This is a genomic window from Sphingobacterium hungaricum, from assembly GCF_015210005.1.
Classification (GTDB): domain Bacteria; phylum Bacteroidota; class Bacteroidia; order Sphingobacteriales; family Sphingobacteriaceae; genus Sphingobacterium; species Sphingobacterium hungaricum.
Genome location: NZ_MU158698.1, coordinates 510548 through 524460, shown reverse-complemented (window position 1 = coordinate 524460; position 13913 = coordinate 510548). Strand labels below are relative to the sequence as shown.

Annotated in this window: 9 protein-coding genes; 7 read left to right on the top strand and 2 right to left on the bottom strand. The window is 39.3% G+C overall.

The window, feature by feature from the left end:
* Window positions 1–453 precede the first annotated feature (453 nt).
* The 7 genes from C4F49_RS05395 to C4F49_RS05365 all read left to right on the top strand — a co-directional run bounded on the left by C4F49_RS05395 (window position 454) and on the right by C4F49_RS05365 (window position 12659).
* Entirely contained in the window at window positions 454–5322 is a 4869-nt protein-coding gene (locus C4F49_RS05395; protein ID WP_196934858.1) for a phage tail tape measure protein, read from the top strand.
* 15 nt (window positions 5323–5337) lie between these two features.
* Window positions 5338–5853 (top strand): hypothetical protein, encoded by a 516-nt coding sequence (locus C4F49_RS05390; RefSeq protein WP_196934857.1) that lies wholly within the window; start codon window positions 5338–5340, stop codon window positions 5851–5853.
* A gap of 9 nt (window positions 5854–5862) precedes the next feature.
* The gene (locus tag C4F49_RS05385; protein WP_196934856.1) at window positions 5863–8604 is read left to right on the top strand and encodes a phage tail protein; all 2742 of its coding nucleotides are present in this window, start codon (window positions 5863–5865) and stop codon (window positions 8602–8604) included.
* Window positions 8605–8621: 17 nt separating this feature from the next.
* Window positions 8622–10799, top strand: a complete 2178-nt coding sequence (locus C4F49_RS05380) for an SGNH/GDSL hydrolase family protein (protein WP_196934855.1) — start codon at window positions 8622–8624, stop codon at window positions 10797–10799.
* Window positions 10800–11081: 282 nt separating this feature from the next.
* A complete protein-coding gene (locus tag C4F49_RS05375) occupies window positions 11082–11555 on the top strand; it encodes an N-acetylmuramoyl-L-alanine amidase (RefSeq protein ID WP_196934854.1) in 474 nt (157 codons plus the stop codon).
* Window positions 11556–11561: 6 nt separating this feature from the next.
* Window positions 11562–11885, top strand: a complete 324-nt coding sequence (locus tag C4F49_RS05370; RefSeq protein ID WP_196934853.1) for a hypothetical protein — start codon at window positions 11562–11564, stop codon at window positions 11883–11885.
* A 138-nt stretch (window positions 11886–12023) separates the two neighbouring features.
* Complete coding sequence (locus C4F49_RS05365; protein WP_196934852.1) at window positions 12024–12659, top strand: hypothetical protein; 636 nt, start codon at window positions 12024–12026, stop codon at window positions 12657–12659.
* Here the strand turns inward: C4F49_RS05365 and C4F49_RS05360 are convergent.
* Window positions 12643–13200 carry a hypothetical protein gene (locus C4F49_RS05360; protein WP_196934851.1) on the bottom strand — a complete coding sequence of 186 codons (558 nt, stop codon included), beginning with the start codon at window positions 13198–13200 and terminating at the stop codon, window positions 12643–12645. The two genes, C4F49_RS05365 and C4F49_RS05360, sit on opposite strands and share 17 nt — an antisense overlap.
* Entirely contained in the window at window positions 13125–13328 is a 204-nt protein-coding gene (locus C4F49_RS18145; protein WP_418895775.1) for a DUF6965 family protein, read from the bottom strand. The genes C4F49_RS05360 and C4F49_RS18145 overlap by 76 nt, the downstream gene beginning before the upstream one ends.
* Between the last annotated feature and the right edge of the window lie 585 nt (window positions 13329–13913).

Below are 13913 nucleotides of genomic sequence, written 5' to 3'. Positions count from 1 at the left end.
AAGCTTGATTATAGTACCGCAGTTTCAGTCTGCTAAGTTATACTATCGCATAATGCGAGCTTTAATTTGAGGTACTAATTATTATAAAGAACGATTTGCACGTCTTTCCGTGCTGTACTTATTTCTTTTAAAACAACCGTCTCAGGCTAACAGGATGTGCCCATCCATGACCGAGCATTTACGGTCGCCTTATTGCGCTTCGATTCACTCACCTTTCGGAAACGGTTGTTTTTATCTTAACCCCTAACCGACTACGTGTCGTTCGCTTCTCGCTGTTGGGGTTTTTGAATTAAGTTAAAGAACAATTTTACTGTCTATCCAGCTGTCTTGATAAACCAAAAGTAAATACAAAATTTAAATTATCCAAATGGATTACTTAATATTTTGTAATTATTTCGTTTACAGAATCATAAAACCATTCTAAACCTGCCTTAAAGGTAATTTTGAAGCTGTATGGCGGATGTTAAATTTAAGTTTATTGGTGATGATAGTGATTTGCGTAAGAAGCTTGCGAATATCGCTAGAATGCAGTCAGAAATGACTGAAAAGTTCAACGCTGACCTTAATAAAACGATCAGTAATGGATTAGCCAAAGCGATGAAAGAAACTGCAAAAGAAACTTCTAATGCAGCAAAGCAAGCAGAAGTATTAGGTAGAATCACAGCGAACAATAATCTTAGAGATGCCAAGCTTTCTGAAATCGAAACAATAAAAAAGCTTCGTGCAGAACGATCGAAAGAAATTTCTGACCTAAATATACTCAAGCAAATTGAGCAAGAAGCTAAAGTTGGTTTAGCTGAAAAGAAAAATGTGACCGAATCACTTATCCAAGCCGAAAAGCAAAAAAGGATTGAATATCAGCAGGGGAGAAAAGATTTAGCTGAATATAGTTTAGAGTTAAAAAGATCTGCCGAGGAAAGACGAAAAGCTACAGAAGAAGAAAGAAAAGCTGAAAAGGTTCTTCGAGACACGGAAAAGGCTCGTAAAGATGCAGAGCGAGAAGCTGTTAAACAATCTAAAGAAGCAGCAAAAAGAAAGAAACAGCTAGAACAGGAGAATAGTGAATACGAAAAACTAAACAGAGCCTTAGGAAAGGTTCGTAAAGAAACAAAAGATGTTCTAGCTGAAATGTTCCGTCTGGAAAGACAAGGATACAAGAATTCTTTAGGTTACGAAGCTTTGGCCAAAAAGGCGGATGCGCTAACCAAACAAACAAATGTACTTGATAGGGGCATAAAAAAAATTGATGCTTCATTAGGCTTACATCAGCGCAATGTCGGTAATTATGGTGATGCTTTAGAATTGGTAAGTCCGCAAATAGCAAGCATCAATCAGAAGCTTTCCCTACTCGGAACTTCGCTTGATGATTTAGCCGGAAAGCCTGGAGCAATAAAAGAATTGGGCGCTGCCTTCATGTCAATGGGAAAAGGGATTTTAAGCTTCCTTGTGTCTCCAATTGGTTTAGCAATCACAGCATTTGCAGCGCTTTTTGCCTTATTCAAAGGGAATAAACAGACTGTAATCGACTTCAACAACGGTTTGCTAAACGTTAGTAAAACAACTGGATTAGCAGGATTGGAATTGCAAGCGATGGCGGACGCTATTGTCAAATTATCCCGTTCCCTTCAAACGGTAAGCACAGCTAAATTGCTTGAATACGCGACTATCGCAGGTCAGTTGGGTGTTAAGGGCACAGATAATATAATGAACTTCACCGAGGCGCTAGCTAAGCTAGAAACCGCTTCGGATATATCGGGTGAAAAGGGCGGAGCAGAAATCGCTAGAATGTTGACGCTTGTCGATGGGGGGGTGCAGAACGTTAAAGCATTTGGCGATGAGATTGTAAATCTCGGTAATAACTTCGCTGCAACTGAATCAGAAATATTAGCCAATGCGGAAGCTATTTCGCAAAATACAGGATTATACAGAGTTGGACGTCAAGACGTACTGGCTTATGCAACCGCTACGAAATCGCTAGGTATTGAAGCGGAAGTCGTTGGCTCAACTTTCCAAAAAACATTAAGCACATTCGAAAAATCAATACGTTCAGGCAAAGGCGTTGCAGATATATTAAAGGTTGTTGGCGGTTCATCTGCTGAATTACAGCGTCGTTTCCGTGAAGATGCTTCTGGAGTATTTCAGGACTACATCAAAGGTTTAAATGGAATCTTTAAGGCAGGTGGAAGCGTACAGGCTCAATTGGAGAAAAACGGAATCACAGATATTCGCCAAACACGTGTAATTGGAACTTTAGCGACAGGATACGATACGCTTGCGCGCGCAATGGACACTGTTAAAAATGCAAGCGGCGCGTTGCAAGAAGAGTTTGAAACAGCATCAGGAAAGTTAGTAAATCAGACACAGCGAATAGGAATTGCGTGGGATAATCTAGTTCTAAGTGTTGAGAACGGTTCGGGCGCAATTGGCAAAGCTTCTGTTGCTATTATTGGAACATTCGCTGATATTTTAGAAGGCGTAACAAAACTCGTTACTTCTACATCATGGAAAGAATTTTTTGTTAGATGGGGCGGTTTATCGGGCAATAGAGGCGACCGCGCGACAGCTGACGTGTTAGGCGAATACTATAAACTTGCTTCGGACACCGAAAACCAAAACGATAAAAGCATTGTGCCATATAAGGCAATGCGTGAATTTTATAGAGCATCAGTTACCGATCAGGAGCGAATGCTTAAGAATCAAGAAGGAATTTTTGAACTTAAAAAGAAAGAATATCAGCTTGATTCTACGAACGCAAAGAAACGTGATGATTTCCTTTATAGCTCGGAAAAACTCGCTAAAATGCGCTCTAAAATCGGAGGTAAAGCAGTTGTCAATCCTACAACAGGAATTGTAGAACCTGATACCACATTAACCGATAAAGCGAAGCGAGAAGCCGAAGCATTGCAACGCCAACAAGAGCAAGCATTTGAGCGCCAGCGTTCATTGCAATTGAAGATTGACCAACTAAATGCTGAATCAAGCCGAAACGCTATTTCACGTGACCAACAAGAAATCGAATCTATTCGCGATAAGTACGCTAAAATTCGTGAGGAAATCGAAAAGTTCAACCGTGATAGTCGCAATAAAGGACAGAAGGTTAATTCTAGCGGATTGGCTCAAGCAGAAGGTTTTGAGATTAGCGAGGCAACTACTAGGCAGGAAACGGTTGCATTGGTTGCATCACTTGATGCGCAAAAAGCTATTTATGACGAGTATAACGCATACGTAAAACAAAGTGGGGTTGAGTCTGCTAAGGAAATGTTTGGCGCGCAAGCGGAATTGGCCAAAGATTACAAAGAGCGCTTGCAAAAGGAATATCTTGACATTATTGCACTCCAACAAACCGCAAGCGATGGCGGATTTGCTGGAGCCAGCGGTAGTCTAACGCAAGCGCAGGAAGAAAGAGCAAAAGCTTTAAAAGCAATGCTTGACGCTATTGCTAAACAGGAGGAAGTAGATAGGAGGCAACGACTTGCCGAAGCTTTAAAAGCTACCGAAACATTTGCACAGGCTGAATTGCGTATACGTAAGCGTTATAGCGACTTGCTCACCGACTTAGGAGAATATGCTAGCGATGAACAACGTGAAATCCTTAAAAAAGGATTGCAGGAGGATTTGCAAGCATTAGTTGAAAGTTCGCCAGAATTTCAAAAAGTACTTGAAGAAATTGACGATTCCTCACAATGGCTTTTAGCGTCTGCTTTCAAAAATGGTAAAGAATCGATTATGAAAATGATCGATGGTATGGAGAAGGCAACCAAAGAAGAAAAATCTAATCTAAAAAAGTTGTTCGGGGATTTTTTCGACAAGGGCATCACTGATGCTGAAGCAGGTAATTATGAGGCTGTCGAAAGTTTGGTTCAGGGTTTTGGGTCGCTCGTTGATATGGCTACTAAATTCGACGGATCAATGAGCAACAGCTTAAAGACTATTGGGTCGATGGTTAGTCAGGTCGGGCAGTTGGCTAAATCAATTGGGGATACTTTAGGAAGTGTTGGTAAAGGAATGTCATCTGCCGGAGGAATTGGCGGAATCGTCGGGGCGGTTTTCTCAATGGTTGGCGGAATCGTTGAAGCAATGGAAAATTCTATTGATCGTAAAATTCAAAAAGAGAAAGAAAATTTAGAATACCAAAATAATATCCAGATTAAGCAAATTGATTCTATAACCAGAGCATTAGAGTATCAATTAGAAATCATAAAGGATATATATGGCGCCGAACGAGTTACTAAATATGCTGACGTAGTAAGAAACTCTTACAATTCGGTTAACGAAAGCATAAAATCACTTGGTGACAAAGCTATACTTACAAATAGCGGGAATCGCCAAAACGATGCTTTGGCTGAAACTTTACGAGGTTATAAATCAATTGAAGATGCTGAGCGCCAATTAGAAGAATGGAGAAAGAAGCAAAGAAAAAACAGATGGAATCCTTTTGCTAAGGATTATTCATTAGAAATTGCTTGGCTGGAAGATGCTATAAATGCATCAAAAAACGGCACTTTGAAAGCCTACACATTTCAATGGAAATCTATACAGGATATTACGGAAGAGGAAATCATCAACCTTAAAAAACTAATCGATCAAGGTCAATTTGATGAAGTCACTGCTAATCAAGTTCAAAACATCATAGAGCAGTATGAGCTTTGGAAAGATGCCCTCAACCAAATGCGCGAGGAGCTTACAGGGGTTTCTTTCTCAAGCTTAACTCTGGGCATTGTTTCAATGTTTGAGCAGGGCAAAACTAGTGTTGAAGATTTTACTGACTTCTTCGAAAAACAGATGCAACAAGCGATCCTTAAAGCATTCTCACGTGACAGCATTGAAAAACAGATGCAACCGTGGTATGAGCTTTTTGCACAATACAGCGAGGATGGATTAGACCAAACGGAAATCGATAAGCTTCGGGAAATGTACTCTTCATTGATGGACGGTGCGCAAAAAGACTGGGAAGAATTGAAGAAAGCAACGGGAATCGATTTCGCAAATAAAGACAACTCATCTCAACTATCATCTTCAGGAATAGAGCGCATTACAGAGCAGACTGGAACAGAATTATTAGGCCTTTTCCGAGCTACTTATGACATCAATAAACGTCAGAACGATAGTTTATCACAATTGGTTCAAAATGCTAATGCTAGATTGGCGTCACTCAATGCAATACAACAGAATACTTTCAACACAGCTCAAGAAGCTATGAAAATAGCCTTAAACACTTTTGATATAGTAAGTAACACGGACAGAATTGCAACAAGTAACGAAGCGAGCGTGACGGAATTAAAAGGCATCAACAAAGCAGTCAGCAAAAAATACGGCAATTAATCTATAGGTCTAGGAATGTTTGATATAAACGCAGAAAATACAGAAGAATTAGGATTGTACTTCAAAAGAGGTTCGCTGTTTAGCGAGTTGTTGAAGCTTCCGAAGCCTAAACCGAGATTTTTTAATGAATGGGCAACGGAGAATGGTAAGGATTACGATACGACTTCCCCGACAGTTTACGAGGCAATAACTTACTCGCCAACCTGCTATTTAGTAGCGGATAGTGTTGAGGATTTACTTAGCAAACGTTCAGCGATTATTCAGATACTATCCGCTCCATCAGGGTTTACTTTTGGCGTGAAGTTGTTCGGTCGTGAATATCACTTACGCTATTTAGACAGCCCGTCATTTCGCAATTTAACACCGATAGCGACAACTAACGGCAAACAATATTGCGAGTTCGCGCTAAATCTCGAAAATAACTTTCAGCCTACCAATGTCGATGCGATTTGGATAGCTGAAGGCGGAGCGGAAATAACGACTGAATCAGGTGATAACATCTGGGTCACAATTAAACGAGTGCAATACTAACTGGAATTAATGAATATACAGGTTTACAGGGGCGCAAATCCCACGATAACATTACCACTCCAAAACGGAGTATTCACCCGTGAATTAATGGGTGTGCATGAGCTTGTATTTACCTTTTACTCTACCTACGACCTTGATTTATCCATCGGTGATACTTTGACCTATAAGGGCGAGGTCATGACTATTAACGCGACCTCGCCAAGAAATATTCTGGATTCTCACAATGAGTACACAATCACGTTTCAAGGTCACAGACACGACCTAGAACGCTGGATAATTAAAGACGAAGGCGCACTATCATTTGATTATTTCGGTACCATCGAGGAATACCTATTAATGTTCTTAGATAGCCTTAACACAGATGATTCTGGCTGGACAATGGGCGAATTTGAAGTGGTTGAGCCGTTACCGTTATCATTTGATAAAGTGTACTATTGGAATGCCTTAAATGATATTGCGCAACTATTTGGATGTGAATGGAGCGTAAGGGGTAAAGTGATTAGCGTCGTTAAAACCGCTGGAATTGCTCGTGATATTTCGTTGTCAATTGGTAAAGACAATGGGTTATACTCCTTAAGTCTTCAGCAATTAGATAATAAGAAAATAGTTACTCGTGCGTATGCGTTTGGGGGAACTCAAAACCTGCCACAATCCTATCCTTACAAGAATTTAACCTTAGAAGGCTATTTGGATGATGCAGAAGCCATTGCATTATATGGTGTTCGTGAGGGCGTGGTATCAGATGAAACTATATTTCCACAGCGTACATCAACAGCAACAGCAGTAGGGCAGATTAATGAAGAGAATTATACGTTATCCGATTCAACGATAGACTTTAACCTTAGCGATTACTTCATCGACGGAGGCCAGCCTAAAATCGTATTCAAATCAGGCGACCTTAATGGTCAGGAGTTTGAAATAACGTCTTATAATGATTCAAACAAGACATTACGCTATAAGGCTAACAAGTCTGAAAAAGGCGATCTTATTCCAAAAGAAAATTATTCCGCCGAAGTTGGGGATAGTTATACGTTAGTCGGTATTAGAATGCCAGAATCATACAAAGAGAACGCGCTTGAAGAGATAGCGGACTTACGCTTACAATACCTGAACGACAACAAAGCGCCTCGCGTAGCTTACGATTTAGATATTGATATTCTGGATTTAAAGCGCAAAGCAATTACTCCAGACGAAGGCGATATTATTCAAGTTAGCCATCCTCAAATTGGTTTGTACGATAATTTGCGCGTGACTTCCGTTAGCTACTCGGCACTATTCCCAGATATCCTAATTCCTGGAATGGAGTTCATCGCCGAAGTTGGAAACGATGTGACTTATACTTTCTTCCAAAAGATTGAGAAAGATATCAAGGAAAACAAAAAAGTCATAACTCAAACAACTAAGCAATCATGGGAGCGTGACCGCACGCGTGTGCAGGCACTAAAAGAATTTGAGCAAAAAGTATTTGACCCTGACGGCAATTTAGAAACTGCAATGGTTCGCGGAATTGCTGGTTTATTCGGTAATGAATCCATGTACTTTGATTTGGATGGCGTGGAAATGGATATCAATGTAGGCGGTGACCCGAATACATTAACCCTGACCGCTGGCAGATTGATACATCGCAAATATGAGATCGATGGGATAGGTTCAATTTGGAATCTGACCGCGTTTTCTGCAAGCGGACTTGACCCTTTGGTTACCTATTACCTATCCGCTAAATGTAGTCGAACTGGATTGATTGGCGAATGGGTACTATCAGAAAATCAGATTTCGGTTGATGCTGAAGCAGGATTTTGGCATTTCAATTTAGGGATTCTTTCAAGCGTTATAGATGGCATCCGCGAGTTTACGCCAACGAAATTATTCACGTTAATATCTGGTGGTTTAATCGAAACAGATGTGATTACAGCCTACATGATTAATGTGCAGAGGTTATTTGCTCAATTGATTGAGGTGGGGTCGGAAGGGTTTACTAATTCAGGTATTAGCGGACTTTCTGAAAACGGAAATCAATCGATTAGGTTCTGGGCAGGGCAAACGGGAGAAAACAGAAGTACAGCACCATTCAGGGTTTTGAATGATGGTTCGATGTCAGCTACTAAAGGTAAAATAGGTGGTTTTGTTATTGATGCCACTAATCTTAGATCAGAAGTTGTAGATCCAGGGTCTGGAACTACAAGTCCATCAAGCGGAATTATATTAAGCGACTTAGGAGTGCTTAGTAGAAATTCAGGCATGAGCTTTTTGCCAGGTTCTTCAGGTCTTGACTTCTCCGCTAGCATCGTTGGAGAAACTTCAGAAGAACGACCTGCAACCAGACCAATATTATATCCAAACGTTCGAGCAGGAATATTCGGCATAAGAAGACAAGATTTGACTTCGCAAGTAATAGCACAGCTTCAACGTGCGTGGGGGCAATACGGTGCAATGACATCATCACTTAAAAATTTAGGAGCGGTGTACAACGCATCAAGAATTCACGATGCAAATGCAGATACAATAATGACCGCTAATGACTATCTACTAATCAAAGCTGGCGATAATAGCAATGTTAATTTGCCAAATGTCGCAGTCGAGATTGGACGCGAGGTGATCGTAAAAAACGCTACATCCGGAACAATTACGGTGTATGGAAATGGAAGTAACATATACACACTAGGAACTAACACATCGGTGAGTTCAACAACATTAATAGTCGGATTAATCAGAACATATCGATACTCTGGAAGTGAGTGGATAGAGGGATAATATTTAAGAAAAACAAAATGGCAGACGAAAAAGTAAAATTTAGCGAGTTTGAAACGCTACCTATATTGGATGGAAGCGAGAAATTCACAATATGGAAAGAGGGGTGGAGTGAGCCTAAAAACGTGACAGCGCAAGAGCTTAAAAGTTACCTAAATATCACGGGGATAGACATGAAATCCGTTCCTCCAGGTTCTGCGCTTCCTGTAATTCCATCGGATCAAGAAAGGAAGATGCAAGTATTGAAAGGTACTTACAACGGCAATTTAACCGTAACTAAAGACATGGGGATTCTATGGGCGAAAGACGGGGTTTGGAGCATAGATATGCAGTGGGATTTGCCACAAGGCACTAATGGAGCTAACGGAAAAACAATCGAAAACTTCAACCCAGCAAAAGTTGGCGGATATCCTACAGGCAGTCAAATCTTTTTCGAGGGAGTAATTTACGAGGTTAAGTCAGGGCAAACAGCTACTATCGGACAATCACCAACAACCAATCCAGAGAAATTCGATACGGTTTTTGAAGGTGGTGGCGGTGTCGAATCCACAGCCTCGATACCTTCTACGAATTCTTTCAATTACAAAGATGAAAGTTCGTTTATAAGAGCGAAATATATTACTTCTAATGGCACAATAACCGATAATGCAAACGGAATTATCACACAAAAAATTAATATTCCTGCTGGAGTTACTCGGTTGTGGTTTGACACTCAAATTGCAAATACTCAACCATTATATGCTAACTACTATGATGCTTCCGATGTCCGTTTGTCAACGCTGTCGCTAAAAAATGCAGGCGCATCGGGCGGTTGGCGTGATATTCCAGCAGGAGCAACAAAAGTACAGGCAACTATACGTAGCCAAGCAGGCGAAGCGGTTGATTTATCGAAAGTTATTATCAGATTTACTGATATTCTAGGCTTATCAGACAACCCAATAGTTTATGCCAAAGAACTAAAAGGGGGTATTGACCCCGTGGGATATTCTTTAACTCCAGGCTTAAATAAATTTAATCCTAATCCTGGGCGCTATTGGATTGGATACTTAAATGGGTATAATGTAGGTGATCCTAATACAGGAAATTTAAGTTTAAATGCAAATGGCATAACATCCGATTATATCTATTGTAAAGGTCAAGCAAAAATCCATCTGTTAAAATCCGTTACCTCGTTAGGCGGTGGAACTGTCGTATTTTATGATTCAAATTATGTTGTTAATGGTTCAGCATCTTTATTCTCCGCTGGGCAATTGCGAGGGAGTGCAAACATTCCAGCAACAGCCGTTTACCTGCGTGCAACAGTCCATAGAAAAGCAAATGCTGGCGACCCAAGCGAAGACTTGACTAAAGTAGTTCTTTCGTTCACTGAGGTATCGGAGGTTGTACCATTTGAATTATTGATTACTAAAATCGGAGGTTATGGTTTTGCTAAGGACGAGAACGCTTCATTCTCTCAATATTTAGCTGGAAAAACACTTGTTTATTTAGGTGATAGTATTGTCGCTGGTGGATATCCCACAATCGTAGCTACCAATTTAGGAATGACCGTCGTAAATGTTGGTTATGATGGATGTAGGTGGACGAATGACGTAAACACAAAGATAGACTTTAGCGATGCGCCTACCGAATCTGGAGCTAACAGGATTATGAATCAAGTCTACCGACTGTTAAGACGCGTCACGCCAACAAATACTGTTGTGCCCGAAACTAGCTCGTCTGATGTTTTTGGAGGTGGATTCGCTTATCCTGTCAATGGTTTGGCAACGCTCGTAAAATCTGCGGTTAAAGTGATTGTAGTTCATTGTGGAACAAATGATGCAGGAAACACGCTTCCTAAAGGTAGCTTAACTGCTGTCGATGAAGTTGCATACACGGCGGTAGATAAGAAAACAATGTGGGGCGCGATTAAGTGGGCGGTTTCTGTTTTGAAAAAACATTTTCCTGATGCTGAAATTATTTTGGCAACTCCTATACAGCGTATCGACGGTACACGAGCCAATCTTTACGAATATGTGCAGATAGTTAAACAATCAAGTGAGCAATTCGCATGTAAATGTATTAACCTGTTTCAGAACAGCGGAATTTCAAAGGAAAACGGAGCTACATATTTGCCTGACGGATTACATCCTAATTCAGCAGGTCAGCAACTTATCGCACGCTATTCGTCAACGTTTATTTTTAATGAAATTAAATATTAGATGTTTTCAGATGCGTCAATATAATATTGAGAATCGACAACACCGACAACAGTGCCACAAGAGTTACAGCGAATAAAAAGAAGTTTAATTGATGAATTATTAGGAGTGCCAACAACCGATTCAAACTCGGTTGAATCGCATGAAGCATTAGGACATTTAGAAGAGTTTGCCATTGGTTATAATTTAATCGTAAGATAATTAATTTTTTCTGTCAAATAATTTATTTAACCATATATGTAGACGAAAACAGACAGGATATTTAGTCGAATTAATCAAATAGTTATGAAAGTAGAAAACAACAAACTAAACGGAGTGGCTTATAAGGCTACTCCGAATGTAAGCGGAAAGATTAATCCGATATACATCGTCATGCACTATGACGCAGCGAGTAACGCTACAAGTGCAATAAATTGGATGACCAATCCTAAGAGCCAAGTATCAGCCCACCTACATATCAGCCGTGATGCAGTCGTGACACAGCTTGCACCATTCAATGTTAAATGCTGGCACGCAGGAGTATCAAGCTGGAAAGGGTTAAGCGGTTTAAATAGCTATAGCATAGGTATTGAACTTCAAAACGATGGAAAGCAAGAATACACAGCAAAGCAGTTGGAAGTTGCTAAGATAGTCTGCATGGCTCTTATCTGCGCTTATCCAATCAAAGAGATATTAGGGCACGACGAAATTGCACCGAGCAGAAAGATAGATCCAGGAAAGCATTTTCCGATGGCAGAATTTAAAGAATTAGTAAAGTAAGGGGAAATGAGCGAGAATAAGGAAGACTTCATAGGTAAACGGGTTAATGATAGCGGAAAGATATTTCAATGGATTAAGGATAATCCCTTAGCGTTCCTATGTACGTTCTTGACGGTTACCAATATCACTTTCATTTGGCTTTTTATCGGAGCGAAAAATGAAAATATAGGCATTACTAACGATTTGAACAAGCAGATACAAGACGAAATCAGAGCGCAAGTTCCTGGAGAAGTTAAAAAACAAATCTCGCCAATCAAGCAGGGAGTAGACGAGATTAAAAACATAGCAATTGAAGTAAATGACAAAGTCAGAAAGGATTCAGCAAAATGAAAAAATTAATAGCATTCGCATTTGTGTTGGTATTGATGATATCAACATCTGGTAGTCAATCTACCATGCCAAAGGAACAGATTTACATTTCTATCCAAGAAGCAAAGGACGTTTTAGACAGTTTAAAAATATCACTCGATGAAAGGAATTAAACTAATTGCAGTAATGGCTATAGTGGCCTTATTGTCTTCTTGTGGCTCGCTTAGGAACAAAAGCAAATCCAAGAATATCCAGACGCTCGAAGAAGTTGTCAAGCGTGACTGTGTGCTTACTCAAACCACAATCAATAAAGGCGAAGTTAAGGAGCAGGTCGTAGACAAAGGAGTTGTGACCACCGAAAGGGAAACAACTACCGTAACCGAAAAGCCCTCTGGCACAACCAAAGTGACGGTTAAACCTCATGAATTAAAGCCAGGCGATAACTATTTGAGGGATTCGGCAGGCAATCAAATTAAAGCTGTATTGGATACGCTACGTAAAACTTTGACTTTGGATATTGTAACACCAGGTGAAAAAACGACTAAAACGGAAAACGAGAAAATAACCGAGAGTAAGGACAAGACTGAAAATCGAGAAGAAAAGAATCAGGATCAGACAGAAAAGCAGGTCGCTGTTGCTGTTCAACAAGAACGAAAGCAAGAAAGCAAGGTCGTTGTTAGCGAAAGTAAAGCAAACATCTGGGCAATACTAATGAATAACTTAGGCTGGGCGATTGGGGCGGTTATCGTGATATTTGCTGTTCTTTGGTATTTTGGGATTAAGAGGAGGAAGTAATATCTTCTTTTATAAAAATTTCCTTAGTATAATCCATAGAAGCGGCTGTTAAATAATATGGTTCGGGAATTAAAGTAAATTGGTTTTTATCAAAAGACGGAATAATAGTTTTTAATCCCACTTCATCAGGTCTATCTGTATAAGCATAAGATAATGTACCAAGCGAGGGCGTTTCCATTTTGATCGTTCCGCGCCACTCTCTTGATTCATGCTGAACGATAATCTGAAGAATGTTATCTTCATTATATGAAATTGTTGCCTTTGACTTGAATTCATTACTAATTATAGAAGATCTATAAATCCCTGGAAAAAACGAAAACAATTTCCTTGCCTTATACTTCCGTTGGGTGTCTTTAAAAGAATCATAGATAATAGTTAACAAAATCCCTAATAATGCTCCGATAAAAATTTCAGTATAATTAAACGCACACATGTTTGCTATATTAAGTATAAAAAAGTAAGCCCTTATTTTTTCTTCACCACCTTCAAAAACTTCATCAACCTCAAATAAGCAGGTGATTTTTCTAATGGCTTTTCCCAATGGTCACACATATAGAATTGCTTTGTCAGGAATTTATCTGCATTTATTACGGTCATATCTTTCGATACGATTATTTTTTCGGGGTATTCTTTGCCTAACAATTCTTTTTTTAGTTCTTCAATAGTCATGAGGATAAAGATAAGAAAATTGAATATCTTTAAATAAAAAATCCCCAGTCTCTACACCGGGGAAATTTTTACTATAATTAAAGCAACGGGGAGTTGCTTACAAACTGATACTAAGTTATAATAGTTAACCTAATATAATTTTTTAAACTTTAGTGAATGTTCTTTTTATTCGGTTACAGCTAATTGAATAAGCTATTTAAAATGTGATATTAGGTTAAAGTGTAACGAGATGTCTCATAAAAAATCCCCAGCATGATCACCGGGGATTATCAATTTAAAAAAGCAACTGGGAGTTGCTCCTGAACTGCTATGAAGTTAAAATATTTAACATTAAGTTATATTTTTTTAAAAAAATTATTATGTTTGCTTTAGTTGAACCAAAATTATGAGATTCTATATTTTTATTTTATTTACCCTGTTGTTATCATCTTGTAAAAAAGATCTTTTAACAAATGATAGTTCCAAGGCTTATTTAGGAAATTCCTTAACATTAAATGACGCGAAAAAACATCTCCGAAAATCATTGGATATTCAATTCGCAAATAAAGATCCTCGTAATAAAATTTCATCTAGTAGTCCAGTGAA

Bases quoted from the DNA above. Each gene is read 5' to 3' on its own strand.
- C4F49_RS05390 (WP_196934857.1), top strand. From the start codon at position 5,338: ATGTTTGATATAAACGCAGAAAATACAGAAGAATTAGGATTGTACTTC.
- C4F49_RS05395 (WP_196934858.1), top strand. From the start codon at position 454: ATGGCGGATGTTAAATTTAAGTTTATTGGTGATGATAGTGATTTGCGT.
- C4F49_RS05370 (WP_196934853.1), top strand. From the start codon at position 11,562: ATGAGCGAGAATAAGGAAGACTTCATAGGTAAACGGGTTAATGATAGC.
- C4F49_RS05375 (WP_196934854.1), top strand. From the start codon at position 11,082: ATGAAAGTAGAAAACAACAAACTAAACGGAGTGGCTTATAAGGCTACT.
- C4F49_RS05385 (WP_196934856.1), top strand. From the start codon at position 5,863: ATGAATATACAGGTTTACAGGGGCGCAAATCCCACGATAACATTACCA.
- C4F49_RS05365 (WP_196934852.1), top strand. From the start codon at position 12,024: ATGAAAGGAATTAAACTAATTGCAGTAATGGCTATAGTGGCCTTATTG.
- C4F49_RS18145 (WP_418895775.1), bottom strand. From the start codon at position 13,328: ATGACTATTGAAGAACTAAAAAAAGAATTGTTAGGCAAAGAATACCCC.
- C4F49_RS05380 (WP_196934855.1), top strand. From the start codon at position 8,622: ATGGCAGACGAAAAAGTAAAATTTAGCGAGTTTGAAACGCTACCTATA.